The sequence below is a fragment of the Flavisphingopyxis soli genome, from assembly GCF_007995095.1.
In the GTDB taxonomy this organism is placed as follows: Bacteria; Pseudomonadota; Alphaproteobacteria; order Sphingomonadales; family Sphingomonadaceae; genus Flavisphingopyxis; species Flavisphingopyxis soli.
The window spans coordinates 1,054,097-1,068,197 of sequence record NZ_VOPY01000001.1; the positions used below are offsets into that span (position 1 = coordinate 1,054,097).

Consider the following 14,101-nt stretch of genomic DNA (forward strand, 5'->3'; position numbering starts at 1 on the left):
CATGTCGATCACGCCGCTGATGCCCGTCTATCCCCGCTGTGACTTTCGGCCGGTCAAGGGCGAGGGGGCCTATCTGATCGGCGAAGACGGCAGCCGCGCACTCGATTTTGCCAGCGGCATTGCGGTCAACATCCTCGGCCACGGCCATCCGCATTTGACCCGGGCGATCCAGCAGCAGGCGGCGACGCTGATGCACGTCAGCAACATGTACGGCAGCCCGCAGGGCGAAGCGCTCGCGCAGCGGCTGGTCGATGCGAGCTTTGCCGACACCGTATTCTTCACCAATTCGGGTGCCGAGGCGGTCGAATGCGCGATCAAGACCGCGCGCCGCTATCACTATGTCAACGGCAACCCCGAGCGGACCAACATCATCACCTTCAACAACGCCTTTCACGGACGTACGTTGGGGACGATCAGCGCGACCAACCAGGAAAAGATGCGCGACGGGTTCGAGCCGCTGCTCCCCGGATTCGCCTATGCGCCGTTCGACGACCTCGAAGCGGCGCGCGCGCTGGTCGATGAGCATACTGCCGGCTTTCTCGTCGAGCCGATCCAGGGCGAGGGCGGCATCCGCCCCGCGAGCCAGAAATTCCTCGCCGGCCTGCGCGCGATCTGCGACGAGCACGGCCTGCTCCTCGTCCTCGACGAGGTCCAGTGCGGCGTCGCGCGGACCGGCGCGCTCTACGCGCACGAACATTACGGCGTGACGCCCGATATCGTCGCCAGCGCCAAGGGGATCGGCGGCGGCTTCCCGCTGGGCGCGTGCCTCGCCACCGAGGAAGCGGCCAAGGGGATGGTGTTCGGCACGCACGGATCGACCTATGGGGGCAATCCTCTGGCGATGGCCGCAGGATCGGCAGTACTCGACGTGATCCTCGAAGACGGTTTCATGGATCAGGTTGCGGCGACCGGCGAACGGCTGCGCGGCGCGCTCGAACAGCTGATCCCCAACCATGACGACCTGTTCGACCATGTCCGCGGCAAGGGGCTGATGCTCGGTCTCAAGATGAAGGTCGAAAGCCGCCCCTTCGTTGCGCACCTGCGCGACAATCACGGCCTGTTGACCGTCGCGGCGGGCGACAATGTCGTGCGCATCCTCCCCCCGCTCAACATCGAGCAGCACCATATCGACGAGTGCATCGAAAAGCTCTCGGCGGGTGCGCGCGACTACGAATATGAAGGCAAGCCGATGGTGAAGGCACCGGTCGCGAAATGAGCGACGAATCGGACGGCGGCAGCGACGGGGCGGGCGGCAGCGCGACCTATTTCGATCGCCCGCTGGCGGTAACGATCCCCGCGCGGCATGCCCGCGGACGGATCGTCCGGCTGGGCCCGGTGCTCGACACAATATTGTCGGCGCACGATTATCCCGAACCGATCGCGCGGGTCCTCGCCGAGGCGCTGGTGCTGACCGCCCTGCTCGGTTCGACGCTCAAACAGGCGGGCGGCCAGCTGACGCTGCAGGCGCAGACCGAGGCGGGCATCATCGAGCTGTTGGTCTGCGATTTCCGCGAGGGCGAGCTGCGCGGCTACGTGAAGTTCGACATGGAGCGCTTCGTCGAGGTTCCCGCCGATCCGTCGCTGTTCGCGCTGTTCGGCAAGGGCTATCTCGCGGTCACCTTCGATCGCCCGGCGGGCGAGGGGGTCGATGGCGAGCGCTATCAGGGGATCGTCCCGCTCGACGGCGCCAGCATTGCCGAGGCGGCGCAATCGTATCTCGTCCAGTCCGAACAATTGCCCAGCCTGGTGCGGATCTCGGCCGATTGCGGCACGCCGGGCGAGCATGTTGCGGGCGGCATCATGATCCAGCATCTGCCCGAGGGCGAGGAGGGACGCGAGCGGCTCCACACGCGGCTCGACCATCCCGAATGGGACCATGTCCGCGCGCTCGCCGAGACAATCAAACCCGAAGAGCTGCTCGACCCCGCGTTGTCGCTCGAAGAGATCGCCTGGCGGCTGTTTCACGAGGATGAGGTGCGCGTCCTCGCCGGCGATACGCTGACGCGCGGATGCCGCTGCGACGCTGCCTATCTGGCGGGCGTGCTCGCGCGCTTTCCCGAAGACGAACGGCGCGAAATGGCCGATGAAAACGGCACGATTCCCGTCGATTGCGCGTTTTGCGCGAAAATCTTTGCGATCCCCGCCGGACTCGACCCCGCCTAGCTGTTATTGTCGTGGCGCATTTGCTTCCCATTTATGCTATCCTGGCTGCTGAAAGCTGGATGAAGGGATGCGGACGATGCGAAGCCCGATGGTCGCGACCGGCAAGCTCGGCTTGATGCTCGGATCGATTGCGCTGGCCGTACCAGCGCCCGCATTCGCGCCCGGCTTCATATTGCTCGACCGGATCGAAAAGGGCGCGTGGCAGCTCAAGCCCGTCGGCGGAGGCGCGCCGCGGAAAGTTTGCGTTCGCAGCGGCGAGGAGCTGCTCGCATTGCGCCACGTCCCGCGATCCTGTTCGCGCTATGTCGTCAAGAATGCCCCGGGCGAGCTGACGATCCACATGACGTGCGGCGCGGCGGGCCATGTCCGCACCACGCTGCGCTACGAAACGCCGCGGCTGGTCCAGGTCTATACGCAGGGACTCGCCGACGGATCACCGTTTTCGGACAACTATGAGGCCCGGCAAAGCGGCAGTTGCGACTGACCGCAAACCGCGCGGCGCTTGCGAAGCGCGCCGGCGCTCGCTAGCGCGCCCGCGATGAACACACTCGATGAAAATCTGGCGGTCGTGCTGCTTTCGGGCGGGCTCGATTCGATGGTCTGCGCGGCACTCGCACGTGAGGCGGGTCGCGACGTCCTTGCGCTGACGATCGACTATAACCAGCGCCACCGGATCGAACTCGAGAGCGCGGCGCGGATTGCCGCGCATGTCGGTGCGCTGCGCCACGTCGTGCTGCCGCTCGACCTCAGCGCGTTCGGCGGATCGGCGCTGACCGCCGATATCGCGGTGCCCAAATCGGGGGTCGGCGACGACATTCCCGTCACCTATGTCCCCGCGCGCAACACCGTGTTCCTGTCGCTGTGCCTGGCCTGGGCCGAAGCGGCAGGCGCGCGCGAAATCTATATTGGTGTCAATAGCATGGACTATTCGGGCTATCCCGATTGTCGCCCCGAATTCATCGCCGCCTTTGCCGATCTCGCCGCGCTGGCGACCAAGGCGGGCGATGGCGGCGAGCGGTTCGCTATCCAGACCCCTCTCCAGCACATGACCAAAGCCGATATCGCCGCCGAAGCGGTCCGTCTCGGCCTCGACCCGGCGATGAGCTGGTCGTGCTACGATCCGACGCCCGACCTCAAGCATTGCGGCCTGTGCGACAGCTGCCGCTTGCGCCGTGCGGGCTTCGCTGCGGCCGGGCTCGACGATCCGACGCGCTATGCTGCGGCGGCCGACTGAGATGGCCTATGCGGTCAAGGAGCTGTTCCTGACATTGCAGGGCGAGGGCGTGCGCAGCGGTCGCCGCGCAGTATTCTGTCGCTTTGCCGGGTGCAACCTGTGGTCGGGGCGCGAGCAGGACAGGGCAAGCGCGACCTGCAAATTCTGCGATACCGATTTCGTCGGGACCAATGGCGCGGGCGGCGGCAAGTTCGCCGATGCCGGCGCGCTCGCCGATGCGATCACCGGCTTCTGGGGCGACGATGCGGCGCTGCGCTATGTCGTGCTGACCGGCGGTGAGCCGATGTTGCAGGTCGATGATGCACTGGTCGACGCGCTGCACGATCGCGGCTTCGAGATCGCGATCGAGACCAACGGGACGCTCGCCGTCCCGCGCAGTATCGACTGGATCTGTGTCAGCCCCAAGGCGGGGAGTACGACCGTCCAGCGATCGGGCGATGAGCTCAAGTTGGTGTGGCCCCAGCCGGGGAGCGATATCGACGCGATGGAAGGCTGGGACTTTGTCCACCGGCTGATCCAGCCGATGGACGATGCGCGGAGTGCCGAAAACATGCGCGCCTGCGTCGACCTCGTGATCGAACGGCCGCACTGGAGGCTATCGCTGCAAACGCACAAGCTGCTCGGCATCCGCTAGGCGCCTCGGCGCTGCGCGGCGTTATCCGTAGACGAGACCGCGCGGCTGCCGCTTGGCCTGTTCGTAATCGCGCAGGCAGTTTTTCTTGAGCTGGTTCTTGCGGTCCCAGCACTTGTCGTCGAAGCTCGGCAGGACCAGCGGTGACCATTGCGGGCGATAGATGACACGCAGCTGGTCGCCGCGCGTGATCAGGCTGTTGCGAAATTCGCGCATCCGCATGCGCGCGAGCTGGGCCATCGTGCCCGCCGGTGCGAAGAGTGCCTCTTGCCCGATCTTCCCGGCGGTCTGGCAGAAAGTGTATTGCGCGCTGACGGTGCCGAAATAATTGTAGAGGCGCGTCCGATAGGTGTCGAACGGCGCCTGCCACTTCGCGCCCTGCGTGCGTTTGAAATATCTTTCGACCGTCTGATAGGCCCGGACGAACTCACCCTCGTGCTTTTCGAGCGCGCCGTTGTAGTTTTCGACCGACAGCAGCATCGGCTCGAACTGACATTGCAGCGCGGCGGTGTTGAGGCCGGTGCGCATCGTCCAGGTCAGTGCGGCTTCCTGTTCGGCCGGATTGGCGCCTGGCAACGGAATGCCGACGTCGATTTCCGAACCCGTTACGGGAGCGCCGCTATTGTCGGGCGATACCCAGAAAAACTGCGCTTGCGCAGGCGAGACCGCGACCAACGCCAGCATTGCCGCAGCGCAGGTCTTGATCATCGTCGGGAGCCATCGGTCGGCTAAGGTCATTGGTCGGTCTCGCTTTCACTGTCGGTCGCGCTGGCCTGGCTTTCGGCGGCGGGCTTCGTCGCCGCAGCGGCCGGAGCGGCGGTTTCGTTGGTTGCGGTTGAAGCGGCAACCGCGCTGCTTTCGTTGCGCGTGTCGAGCGGCATCAGCTCGTCGCTGATCGTGCCTTGCGGGACATCAACCGCATCGAGCCGGGTCGTTGTCGTCGCCGAGCCGTCGTCTTGCTTGTCACCGCAGCCGCCCAGCGTGAGCGCGGCGATCGCCGCAAGACCCGCTCCAAGCCCCAAATTCCTGATCATTCGATCCGCCCGCTGCCGTTGATGTCCAGTCGCTTCGCCATGGTTATGGATTCCTAGAGAGTAATCAGCGATGAACAAGCGAATTCATCAGGATTCCAAGGCGTTTTTGCAACGCCTCGTCAATATCGGCCATGCTTGCCGGGCAGCCGAGCGCGGCGAGGCTGGTGACGCCGTGATCGGCGATGCCGCACGGCACGATCCCGCCGAAATGCGACAGGTCGGGATCGATATTAACCGAAAAACCGTGCATCGTCACCCAGCGGCGCACGCGCACGCCGATCGCGCCGATCTTGGCTTCCTCGCCGTTCGCCAGTCGGGTCCAGATGCCGATCCGCTCGGGCACGGCAAAGGCCGTGACGCCGAAATCGGCGAGCGTCGCGATGACCCACGCCTCGAGCGCGTGGACATAGGCGCGGATGTCGCGACCGCGGCGGGCGAGATCGAGCTGGACATAGCCGACCCTCTGGCCGGGGCCGTGATAGGTATATTTGCCGCCGCGCCCCGCCGCGAAGACGGGAAAGCGCGGGTTGCGCAGGTCGCTTTCGACCGCGCTTGTCCCGGCGGTATAAAGCGGCGGATGTTCGATCAGCCAGATGCGTTCGGCGGCGCCGTCATCGCGGATCGCGCTCGCCCGCAGCTCCATTTCGGCGAGCGCGAAAGGATAGGGGGTCAGCCCGGGCGCAACGGTCCAGTCGGGATCGGCAAGGCCAGTCACGGCAGGCTGGGTCGGGATCGGCACGGTCATGTCCGCGATTTGCCCATCGGCGCAGCATTCCGCAAGGGCGACATAGCGTCACGGCATCTGGACAGGGCGTCGCTGGCGAGCCATGGTGCGGGGAGATAAAATGGGGCAATCGGGGATATGCTTTGAACAAATTCGATATGGGCGCGGCGTGGAATGCGGCCGCCGGGCTGATCGCTTCGCATCGCGATCTCGTCCTGGCAATCGCCGGGGTGTTCCTGTTCCTTCCGGCGGCACTCGTCGGGATATTCGGCCCACCCCAGCCGGGGGTCGAGGGCGTCCCGGCGACACAGACGTTCGACGTTCTGATGCAATATTATGGCGACATGCTGCCGTATATGCTGGTTACCGCGGTTCTGGGATCGGTCGGGACGATCGCGATCGCGCGCCTCTATCTCGGCGCGCGGGGAATGACCGTGGGCGCCACGTTGGTATTCGCGTTGACTGTCGTCATCAGCACCGTTGTCGCGGGCATATTGTCGAGTATCGCGGTCGGTTTCGCCTTGGTCCTGCTCCTCGTCCCCGGCCTGTATCTCTACGCACGCTTTGCGATGGTCCTGCCCTATGTCGCGAGCACCGGTGAAAAGAACCCGTTCAACCTGCTCCAGGGCAGCTGGAACGCCACGCGCAATAATGGCTGGCGGCTCGTCGTCTATCTGGTGCTGATCGGGATTATCGGCATCGTCGTCTATCTGCTCGCGTCAGGGGTCATCGGTCTGTTGCTGACCTCGTTGTTGCCCGATGATGTGTCGCGGGTCGCTACCGCGCTTCTCGATGCGCTGCTCAGCGCGGCATTTTCCGTCATCTACACCGCTATCTTGTGCGGCGCCTATCGTGAGCTGACCGGCGTCAGTGGACAGACGCTTAGCGAAGAGTTTTCGTAAGATCGGACGGCCGATAACGACACGCCGGGTCGATTCGGCACACAGGGGGGAAACGAAATGGAAAGACTGACGATCGGCGGCGCGTTTTCACGCACCTTCGCCTTCATGGCACAAAACTGGCTGAGCATCGTCTTGTGGATGGGGGGCGCTCTCGCGCTCATTATCGCGCTCGGCATGATGACGATGGGTAACGCATTCACCGCGATGGCAGCCTCGCCGGGCAACCTGGGCTCGTTCATCGGCCTTTTCGCCAGAATGGCACTGTTCGGCCTGGCCGCAACGGTGGTGCTCTATGCCGCCGGACTGATGATCTGGCGTGGCGCGCTCGTCCCCGGTAGCGCGGCGGGCGATGTCGGCTGGGCGATTGGTGCGGGCGCACTCTATGCGCTGGCGTATTTCGTTCTCATGATCGTCCTTTATATCGTGCTGATCATCGCGCTGCTCGTCTTCGGGCTCATCTTCGCTGCGATTACCGGCGGCGCAGCCTTCACGCCCGCCGCGATCCAGAGCGGCGCGGTTGCTGGCGGCGTGTTGGTTGCGGTGGTCGCGATCTACCTGTTGTTCCTTCTCGCTATCATGTGGTTTCAGGCTCGGCTGTCGGTCGCGGGTCCGGTGATGGCCGCGCGCAGGCTGCTCAATCCGATCACCGGCATCAGCGAATCGTGGCGCCTGACGGGGCCGTCGCAATGGCGGATCGTTGGCTTCACGCTCCTGATCAACATCGTGATCGGCGTCGCGGTCGTTGTTGCCGCTTGGATCGTGGGCAAGCTGGTCGGCCAAGGTCCCGCCGCGCTGATCGTCGTCGCGGTGCTCGTCTATCTGCCTGCGCTGATGGTGTGGATGGCGACCCCGCCCGCGATCTATCGCGAGATCGTCCCGGCCGACGATGCCGAGACTTTCGCCTGACGCCTTCGGCTTGCGCGCCTAGGCGATGATCGGCACCTGCGGCGCGGCATCGCGCGGCAGGTGGCCGGTCAGGCGCGGGTCGGCAAAGGTTTCGAGCGCGCGGGCAAACGCCGTGAAGCCGCTGGCGCGGTAAAAGGCGATCGCGGCAGGGTGGTCGAGCGTGCAGCTATGGACCCAGACCCGCGACACGCCCGGCCGCCACAACAGCGCCAGCGCGCGCGTCATCAGCCAGCGGCCGTGCCCCTGGCCGGTCAGGCTAGAGGCGAGACCGAGAAACGCGAGCTCGGCGGTCGCGCCTTCGCGAAAGTCGAGCTCGAGCATGCCGACGTTGACACCCGCAGCATCGCGCACGGCGTAAATCTCTACCGCCGGGTCGCCGATGATCGCGTCCAGCGCCGCATCGTCGAGGACGAGCCGCGAGAACCACAGCCAGTCGGCCCCGACGAGGCGAAACAGTGCGCGATAGTCGTCGAGCGTAGGCGATTCGAGCCGGACGAGCGTGAGCGGCGATAATTCTTTGGCGGCGACGTCAGCTGCTGGCGGCGTCGTCATCTCGAGCGAGGTGACGACCGCGGCGAGCATTCCCGGCGCGACCGGCGTCAGTCCCATGCTCGCCTCATTCCCAGATCGCCTCGGGCGGCAGGCTCATCAGGATCGCGTCGATATTGCCGCCGGTCTTGAGCCCGAACAGCGTGCCGCGGTCATAGACGAGGTTGAACTCGGCATAGCGACCGCGCCAGACGAGCATTCTGCGCCGCTCCTCGGGGGTGAATTCCTGCCCCATGCGGCGCCGCACGATCGCGGGATAGGCGTCGAGAAATGCCTCGCCGACCGCCTTGGAAAATGCGAGGTTGCGATCGAATGCGGGCTCATCGGCGCATTCGAGATGGTCGTAGAAAATCCCTCCGACGCCGCGCTGGACGCCGCGATGCGGGATATAGAAATAGTCCTCTGCCCATTTGGCATAGCGATCATAGAGCTCGGGGCCGAACGGCACGCACGCTGCGCGCAGCCGCGCATGAAAGGCGGCGGTATCATCTTCGTAGGGGATCGGCGGGTTGAGGTCGGCGCCGCCGCCGAACCAGCGCTTGGTCGTAGCGAGGAAGCGCGTGTTCATGTGGACCGCGGGGACGTGCGGATTGGCCATGTGCGCGACGAGGCTGATGCCGGTCGCGAAAAAGCGCGGATCTTCGTCGGCGCCGTTGATGCTGGCGGCAAATTCGGGGGCGAACTCGCCGCTGACGGTCGAGACGTTGACCCCGACCTTTTCGAACACCTTGCCCTTCATCACGCCGCGCACGCCGCCGCCGCCGTCACCTGCGGCGATACCCTCGGCCTCGCGGTCCCAGGCGCCGTATTCGAACGCGGCATCGCTTCCGGCTTCGCGTTCGATGCTCTCGAACTCGGCGCAGATCCGGTCGCGCAGCGATTCGAACCAGCTGCGCGCCTGGGCCTGTTGCGGGTCGAGCGTGAGCGTCATTTTGGCAATCCTCCGGTCTGTCGAAGCGCTTCGGCGAGCGCGATGCCAGCGGCAACGCCGACATTCAAGGAACGCATACCCGCTGCCATCGGGATTCGCACCTGCAAGGCGACTTCCTCGTGCACGCTGGCCGGTACGCCGGCGCCTTCGGACCCCAGCAACAGCACGTCGGCGGAATCGAATGCGCTGGCATAGAGCGATTCGCCGCCTTGTGTCGTCAACAGCACGAGCCGGCGATCCTGTGCCTCGGCCCAGCCGTGGAATGCGGCCCAATCGGCATGACGCATGACCTCGACCGCATCGGCATAATCCATCGCGGTGCGCCGAAATGCGTGCATCGAAAAGGGGAAGCCGCACGGTTCGATGATGTGGACTCGCGCCGAAAAACACGCGGCAGTGCGCAGCATCGCGCCGACATTGCCGGCGATGTCGGGCTGGTAGAGGGCAATTTCCATGATGGTCGCCATAGCGCCACGGGGGCTAACGTGCGAGAGGACTAAGCGGTAGGCGGGATACGGCAAATTCGCAGTTGGCAACCGCGGGTGCGGTCGCTATCACGCGGCCAAACCACCGCAGGGGGCGGTTTGGCCGCGCTTCGGCGCCGCGCTTGACGATCCCCCTGTTCGACCAATGGCTAGACTCGATTTTTCGACGGCATTTTCGAAGGCAAGGGCCCTTAGATGACAGCACCCGCACCCAACGCCGGGATAGAAAGTCCGCACGACAGCGGCGTGACCGAAGACGGCGTGCGCCGCCGCGACTTCCTCAACATTGCCGCGGTGAGCTTTGCCGGCGTCGGTGCCGTTGCGGTTGTGTTCCCGCTGGTCAACCAGATGAACCCGAGCGCCGACGTGCTCGCCGAAGCGTCGATCGACGTCGACATCTCGGCGATCGAGCGCGGCCAGGCGATCAAGACCAGCTGGCGCAAGCAGCCGATCTTCATCCGCAACCTGACCGACAAGGAAATGGCCGAGGCGAACGCCGTTCCGCTGAGCGAACTGCGCGATCCGCAGACGCTCGCCGAACGGACCAAACCGGGCAAGGAAAACTGGCTGATCACGCTTGGCGTCTGCACCCATCTCGGTTGCATTCCGCTCGGCGCGGCCGAAGGCGAGGACAAGGGCCCGTACGGCGGCTATTTCTGCCCCTGCCACGGTTCGGCCTATGATACCGCCGCGCGCATCCGCAAGGGTCCCGCGCCGCTCAATCTCCAGGTGCCCGAATATGTTTTCGACACCGACACCAAAGTCACGATCGGCTAAGGACAGACACTATGAGTTTTCCCTGGGCTGAAGCCTATAAGCCGAAATCCGGATTCACTCAGTGGATCGACGAGCGACTGCCGCTGCCGCGGCTGGTCTACGGCGCGATCGGCGCGGGCTATCCGGTGCCGCGCAACCTCAACTATTTCTGGAATTTCGGCGTCCTTGCCGGTGTCGCACTGACGATCCAGATCGTCACCGGCATCGTCCTTGCGATGCATTACGCCGCCAATGCCGGGATCGCCTTCGACAGCGTCGAGCATATCATGCGCGACGTCAATTCGGGCTGGATGCTGCGCTACATGCACATGAACGGCGCCAGCTTCTTCTTCATCGTCGTCTATATCCACATGTTCCGCGGCCTCTATTACGGGTCGTACAAGGCGCCGCGAGAGATGATCTGGCTGCTCGGCGTCGTCATCTTCCTGTTGATGATGGCCACCGCATTCATGGGCTATGTCCTGCCATGGGGCCAGATGAGCTTCTGGGGTGCGCAGGTGATCACCGGCTTCTTCAGCGCGATCCCGATCGTCGGTGAGCCGATTCGCCAGCTGTTGCTGGGCGGTTTTGCGCCCGACAATGCTGCGCTCAACCGCTTTTTCTCGCTGCACTATCTGCTGCCGTTCGTCATTGCCGGGGTCATCATCCTGCACATCTGGGCGCTGCATATCCCCGGATCGAACAACCCGACCGGCGTCGATGTGAAGAGCGAGAGCGATACCGTCCCGTTCCATCCCTATTACACCGCGAAGGATGGCTTCGGACTCGGCGTGTTCCTGATCGCGTTCGTCATCATGGCGTTCTTCCTGCCCAATTTCATGGGACATCCCGACAACTATATCCCGGCCAACCCGCTTTCCACGCCGGCGCACATCGTCCCCGAATGGTATTTCCTGCCGTTCTACGCGATCCTCAAATCGTTCACCGGCAACTTCCTGTGGATCCCGGCGAAGCTGTGGGGCGTGCTGGCGATGTTCGGTTCGATCCTGTTGCTGTTCTTCCTGCCGTGGCTCGACAAGTCGCCGGTGCGGTCGGCCAAGTATCGCCCGACCTACCGGACGTTCTTCTGGGTTCTCGTCATCGACGTCATCATCCTGGGCTATCTCGGTCAGGCGCATCCGTCGAACTGGACGGTCCTCGCCAGCCAGATCTGCACCGCCTACTACTTCGCGCATTTCCTCATCATCGTGCCGATCCTGTCGCGCATCGAGACGACCTTGCCGATGCCCAATTCGATCACCGAGGCGGTGTTGTCGGGCGAAGCCGACGAAGCCCATCCGGTCGGCGTCAGCGCGACCAACCCCGCCCATCCCGAGCCGGCTAAGGCCTGACAGGAGCTGCTTTCCACATGGTTCGTTTTTTTGGCATAATCGTCGGCCTGGGCTTCGTTTCCGCGCTGATCTTCTCGATCATCGGTTCACTTCCCTTCGAGGCGGCTGAGCGCACGGCGGTCGAGGACTTCCACCAGAAGCCGCGCACGCTTGCGCTGGCCAGCGATGGCGCGTTCGGCAAGTTCGACCGCAAGCAGCTGCAGCGCGGCCTGCAGGTCTATAACGAGGTCTGCTCGGCGTGCCATTCACTGCGCCTCGTGTCGTTCCGCGACATCGCCGCGCTCGGCTATAACGAAGGACAGGTGAAGAGCTTTGCCGCGGCGCACGAAGTGCCCAGCATCGATCCCGACACCGGCGAGCCGGCGACGCGTCCGGGCCTGCCCAAGGACGCGTTCCCGTCGCCCTATCCCAATGAAACCGCCGCGCGCGCCGCCAACAACAATGCGCTGCCGCCCGACCTTTCGCTGATCACCAAGGCGCGCGAAGGCGGCGCTCCCTATGTCTATTCGCTGCTGACCGGCTTCCGTAATCCGGAGACCTATCGCAACGAAAAGGGCGAGGCGCTGCCCGCCGACAGCAAGCCCGGCACCGGCCTGCATTTCAATCCGTGGTTCGCCAACCTCAACCTCGCAATGGCACCGCCGCTGACGAGCGAAGGCCAGGTGACCTACGGACCGGGCAATCCGAAGCCGACGGTCGACCAGATGGCCAAGGACGTCTCGGCGTTTCTCGTCTGGACCGCCGAGCCCAAGCTTGAGAACCGCCGCGCCGTCGGTTGGGGTGCGCTCGGCTTCCTGCTGATCTTCACCGTCCTCACCTATCTGTCCTATCGCCAGATCTGGGCCGACAAGAAGCATTGATCGGTCGCGCTGCCTGTGACGGGCGGCGCGACGTTCAACGACGGCTGGCGCAATGATGGCTGACGACGATCTCGCCCGGCTCGCCGCGCTGGTCCGCACGATTCCGGATTTCCCGCAGCCCGGCATCCAGTTTCGCGACATCACGACGCTGATCGCCGATCCGCACGGCTTTGCGCTGGCGACCGATCTACTCGCGATCCGTGCGGCACGCTATCGCCCCGATATCCTTGTCGCAGTCGAAGCGCGCGGGTTCATCTTCGCTGCCGCAATGGCGCGCGTGATGGGACTGGGCGTGGTGCTGGCGCGCAAGCCCGGCAAGCTGCCCGGGGCGGCGATCGGTGTCGATTATGCGCTCGAATATGGCAGCGACCGGCTCGAGATGCATGAGGGGATGCTGAGCGCTGGCCAGCGCACCGTGCTGGTCGATGACCTGCTTGCGACCGGCGGCACGCTGCTTGCGGCGGCCGAGCTGGTCGGACGGACGGGGGCGATCGCCGCCGCTGCGCTGTGCGTGATCGACCTGCCTGATCTGGGCGGGGCGAAGCGCCTGGCCGATGCAGGCGTCCCGGTAGAGACGCTCATCGCTTTCGCCGGCGATTGAATTACCGCAGCCGTTGCTGGATCAGAACGGCAGCCACTTCTGCTTTTCGCTGAAGCGCATATAGCCGACATTGACGCCGAGACGGGCACCGACGCCAAGGCGGATCGGGATCAGCACGACATCGCCGCGGCGCATGTAGCTCGCGGTGAACCCGCCGACCAGATAGGCCGCGCCTTCGCCCGCGGGGAAGCGCTTGTAGAGGTCCTGGCTGTCGTAAAGATTGTATACCAGCGTAAAGGTCTGCGACGCATTGCCGCCGGCATCGAAGCCGACCGACGGGCCGGTCCAGTAGACGGTGCGTTCGCCCTCGATCTTGTGGAACAGCGTACCCGACCCGTAACGCAGGCCCAGGACGAAGGCGCCCGCCGCCTCGCGCCCGACGATATAGCCGTTGGGACGACCCTGTTTGGCGAGAATATCCTCAATCATCGTCGCGAGGCCCTGTGCGCCCTTGCCGAACACGCCCTCGGCCGCGCCGATCAGATCGTCTTCCTGATAGGTTTCGCTATCGCCCGGAGCCGGCGTGTTGGCGGCCGGCGCGTTGGCGACCCAACTGTCCGACTGGGCTGCCGCGGTTTCGTTCGCGGCGGGTTCAGTGGTTTCGCCCTGGTCCTGGTACGGGTCCTGTGCGTTCGTCGGCGGCGCGGGATAGATCGGTTGCTGCGATGCCGGAGTCTGGCCCGCCTGGTCGAGATCGGCGTCGATCACGTCATTGGGATCGACAGTCGTGATCTGCGCCGCGGCGGACGTCGGGACGCTGGCCAGGCCCATGCTCGATAACGTCAGCAAGGCGGCGGAAATTAGTGGTGCGCGCATATCAGCCCCCCAAGGCTCTCGGTCGAAGGAATACCAAGCCATGATGCTGCGCCTGCGACAATGAATGCGCGGTGACTCGAGTCTGCAATGCGGCGAGGCGAGTCTAAAACGCACCGATCTGCGACTATCGGTAACGCAGGCGGGTTTGCCGTTGCCA

18 protein-coding genes are annotated in these 14,101 nt (G+C 64.6%); 11 read left to right on the forward strand and 7 right to left on the reverse strand.

Annotated features, from left to right (window positions below; genetic code table 11):
* Position 1: 1 nt before the first annotated feature.
* The 5 genes from FSZ31_RS05240 (at position 2) to queE (ending at position 4,031) form a co-directional block, all read left to right on the forward strand.
* A complete protein-coding gene (locus tag FSZ31_RS05240) occupies positions 2-1,216 on the forward strand; it encodes an aspartate aminotransferase family protein (protein ID WP_147121956.1) in 1,215 nt (404 codons plus the stop codon).
* The gene (gene hslO, locus FSZ31_RS05245) at positions 1,213-2,163 is read left to right on the forward strand and encodes an Hsp33 family molecular chaperone HslO (protein ID WP_147121957.1); all 951 of its coding nucleotides are present in this window, start codon (positions 1,213-1,215) and stop codon (positions 2,161-2,163) included. The genes FSZ31_RS05240 and hslO overlap by 4 nt, the downstream gene beginning before the upstream one ends.
* Positions 2,164-2,239: 76 nt before the next feature.
* Positions 2,240-2,647, forward strand: coding sequence for a hypothetical protein (locus FSZ31_RS05250; protein ID WP_147121958.1), 408 nt, complete (start codon positions 2,240-2,242; stop codon positions 2,645-2,647).
* A gap of 54 nt (positions 2,648-2,701) precedes the next feature.
* Entirely contained in the window at positions 2,702-3,397 is a 696-nt protein-coding gene (gene queC, locus FSZ31_RS05255) for a 7-cyano-7-deazaguanine synthase QueC (RefSeq protein WP_147121959.1), read from the forward strand.
* A gap of 1 nt (position 3,398) precedes the next feature.
* Positions 3,399-4,031, forward strand: a complete 633-nt coding sequence (gene queE, locus FSZ31_RS05260) for a 7-carboxy-7-deazaguanine synthase (protein ID WP_147122566.1) — start codon at positions 3,399-3,401, stop codon at positions 4,029-4,031.
* Between the two features lie 21 nt (positions 4,032-4,052).
* Here queE and FSZ31_RS05265 read toward each other — a convergent pair whose 3' ends face one another.
* From FSZ31_RS05265 to lipB, 3 genes are all read right to left on the reverse strand, one after another.
* Positions 4,053-4,736, reverse strand: a complete 684-nt coding sequence (locus FSZ31_RS05265; RefSeq protein WP_147121962.1) for a hypothetical protein — start codon at positions 4,734-4,736, stop codon at positions 4,053-4,055.
* A gap of 26 nt (positions 4,737-4,762) precedes the next feature.
* Positions 4,763-5,062 carry a hypothetical protein gene (locus tag FSZ31_RS05270; protein WP_147121964.1) on the reverse strand — a complete coding sequence of 100 codons (300 nt, stop codon included), beginning with the start codon at positions 5,060-5,062 and terminating at the stop codon, positions 4,763-4,765.
* 64 nt (positions 5,063-5,126) lie between these two features.
* Complete coding sequence (gene lipB, locus FSZ31_RS05275; RefSeq protein ID WP_147121966.1) at positions 5,127-5,807, reverse strand: lipoyl(octanoyl) transferase LipB; 681 nt, start codon at positions 5,805-5,807, stop codon at positions 5,127-5,129.
* Between the two features lie 122 nt (positions 5,808-5,929).
* Between lipB and FSZ31_RS05280 the strand changes: the two genes are divergently transcribed.
* Positions 5,930-6,688 (forward strand): glycerophosphoryl diester phosphodiesterase membrane domain-containing protein, encoded by a 759-nt coding sequence (locus FSZ31_RS05280; protein WP_147121968.1) that lies wholly within the window; start codon positions 5,930-5,932, stop codon positions 6,686-6,688.
* 57 nt (positions 6,689-6,745) lie between these two features.
* Positions 6,746-7,594: a hypothetical protein gene (locus tag FSZ31_RS05285; RefSeq protein WP_147121970.1), complete on the forward strand. Its 849-nt coding sequence runs from the start codon at positions 6,746-6,748 to the stop codon at positions 7,592-7,594.
* Between the two features lie 18 nt (positions 7,595-7,612).
* Here FSZ31_RS05285 and FSZ31_RS05290 read toward each other — a convergent pair whose 3' ends face one another.
* The 3 genes from FSZ31_RS05290 to FSZ31_RS05300 are packed head-to-tail and all read right to left on the reverse strand — an operon-like array spanning position 7,613 to position 9,529.
* The gene (locus FSZ31_RS05290) at positions 7,613-8,203 is read right to left on the reverse strand and encodes a GNAT family N-acetyltransferase (protein ID WP_147121972.1); all 591 of its coding nucleotides are present in this window, start codon (positions 8,201-8,203) and stop codon (positions 7,613-7,615) included.
* 7 nt (positions 8,204-8,210) lie between these two features.
* On the reverse strand, positions 8,211-9,074 hold the full coding sequence (hemF, locus tag FSZ31_RS05295) for an oxygen-dependent coproporphyrinogen oxidase (protein WP_147121974.1): 864 nt from the start codon (positions 9,072-9,074) through the stop codon (positions 8,211-8,213).
* Entirely contained in the window at positions 9,071-9,529 is a 459-nt protein-coding gene (locus FSZ31_RS05300) for a tRNA (cytidine(34)-2'-O)-methyltransferase (RefSeq protein ID WP_147121976.1), read from the reverse strand. The genes hemF and FSZ31_RS05300 overlap by 4 nt, the downstream gene beginning before the upstream one ends.
* A gap of 225 nt (positions 9,530-9,754) precedes the next feature.
* Between FSZ31_RS05300 and petA the strand changes: the two genes are divergently transcribed.
* The 4 genes from petA to FSZ31_RS05320 are packed head-to-tail and all read left to right on the forward strand — an operon-like array spanning position 9,755 to position 13,128.
* Positions 9,755-10,336 carry a ubiquinol-cytochrome c reductase iron-sulfur subunit gene (gene petA, locus FSZ31_RS05305; RefSeq protein WP_147121979.1) on the forward strand — a complete coding sequence of 194 codons (582 nt, stop codon included), beginning with the start codon at positions 9,755-9,757 and terminating at the stop codon, positions 10,334-10,336.
* Between the two features lie 11 nt (positions 10,337-10,347).
* Positions 10,348-11,667 (forward strand): cytochrome b, encoded by a 1,320-nt coding sequence (locus FSZ31_RS05310; protein ID WP_147121981.1) that lies wholly within the window; start codon positions 10,348-10,350, stop codon positions 11,665-11,667.
* Between the two features lie 17 nt (positions 11,668-11,684).
* A complete protein-coding gene (locus FSZ31_RS05315; RefSeq protein WP_147121983.1) occupies positions 11,685-12,527 on the forward strand; it encodes a cytochrome c1 in 843 nt (280 codons plus the stop codon).
* A gap of 55 nt (positions 12,528-12,582) precedes the next feature.
* Positions 12,583-13,128 carry an adenine phosphoribosyltransferase gene (locus FSZ31_RS05320; RefSeq protein WP_147121985.1) on the forward strand — a complete coding sequence of 182 codons (546 nt, stop codon included), beginning with the start codon at positions 12,583-12,585 and terminating at the stop codon, positions 13,126-13,128.
* Positions 13,129-13,149: 21 nt separating this feature from the next.
* Here the strand turns inward: FSZ31_RS05320 and FSZ31_RS05325 are convergent, their stop codons facing one another.
* On the reverse strand, positions 13,150-13,944 hold the full coding sequence (locus FSZ31_RS05325; protein ID WP_147121987.1) for a DUF1134 domain-containing protein: 795 nt from the start codon (positions 13,942-13,944) through the stop codon (positions 13,150-13,152).
* Positions 13,945-14,101: the final 157 nt, after the last annotated feature.

What these genes read in the sequence shown, in the direction of transcription:
- FSZ31_RS05270 (WP_147121964.1), bottom strand. Translation starts at nt 5,062, where the DNA reads ATGATCAGGAATTTGGGGCTTGGAGCGGGTCTTGCGGCGATCGCCGCG.
- FSZ31_RS05285 (WP_147121970.1), top strand. Translation starts at nt 6,746, where the DNA reads ATGGAAAGACTGACGATCGGCGGCGCGTTTTCACGCACCTTCGCCTTC.
- FSZ31_RS05310 (WP_147121981.1), top strand. Translation starts at nt 10,348, where the DNA reads ATGAGTTTTCCCTGGGCTGAAGCCTATAAGCCGAAATCCGGATTCACT.
- hslO (WP_147121957.1), top strand. Translation starts at nt 1,213, where the DNA reads ATGAGCGACGAATCGGACGGCGGCAGCGACGGGGCGGGCGGCAGCGCG.
- FSZ31_RS05250 (WP_147121958.1), top strand. Translation starts at nt 2,240, where the DNA reads ATGCGAAGCCCGATGGTCGCGACCGGCAAGCTCGGCTTGATGCTCGGA.
- FSZ31_RS05320 (WP_147121985.1), top strand. Translation starts at nt 12,583, where the DNA reads ATGGCTGACGACGATCTCGCCCGGCTCGCCGCGCTGGTCCGCACGATT.
- FSZ31_RS05290 (WP_147121972.1), bottom strand. Translation starts at nt 8,203, where the DNA reads ATGGGACTGACGCCGGTCGCGCCGGGAATGCTCGCCGCGGTCGTCACC.
- FSZ31_RS05300 (WP_147121976.1), bottom strand. Translation starts at nt 9,529, where the DNA reads ATGGAAATTGCCCTCTACCAGCCCGACATCGCCGGCAATGTCGGCGCG.
- lipB (WP_147121966.1), bottom strand. Translation starts at nt 5,807, where the DNA reads ATGACCGTGCCGATCCCGACCCAGCCTGCCGTGACTGGCCTTGCCGAT.
- queC (WP_147121959.1), top strand. Translation starts at nt 2,702, where the DNA reads ATGAACACACTCGATGAAAATCTGGCGGTCGTGCTGCTTTCGGGCGGG.
- queE (WP_147122566.1), top strand. Translation starts at nt 3,399, where the DNA reads ATGGCCTATGCGGTCAAGGAGCTGTTCCTGACATTGCAGGGCGAGGGC.
- FSZ31_RS05315 (WP_147121983.1), top strand. Translation starts at nt 11,685, where the DNA reads ATGGTTCGTTTTTTTGGCATAATCGTCGGCCTGGGCTTCGTTTCCGCG.
- FSZ31_RS05265 (WP_147121962.1), bottom strand. Translation starts at nt 4,736, where the DNA reads ATGATCAAGACCTGCGCTGCGGCAATGCTGGCGTTGGTCGCGGTCTCG.
- FSZ31_RS05325 (WP_147121987.1), bottom strand. Translation starts at nt 13,944, where the DNA reads ATGCGCGCACCACTAATTTCCGCCGCCTTGCTGACGTTATCGAGCATG.
- FSZ31_RS05240 (WP_147121956.1), top strand. Translation starts at nt 2, where the DNA reads ATGTCGATCACGCCGCTGATGCCCGTCTATCCCCGCTGTGACTTTCGG.
- hemF (WP_147121974.1), bottom strand. Translation starts at nt 9,074, where the DNA reads ATGACGCTCACGCTCGACCCGCAACAGGCCCAGGCGCGCAGCTGGTTC.
- petA (WP_147121979.1), top strand. Translation starts at nt 9,755, where the DNA reads ATGACAGCACCCGCACCCAACGCCGGGATAGAAAGTCCGCACGACAGC.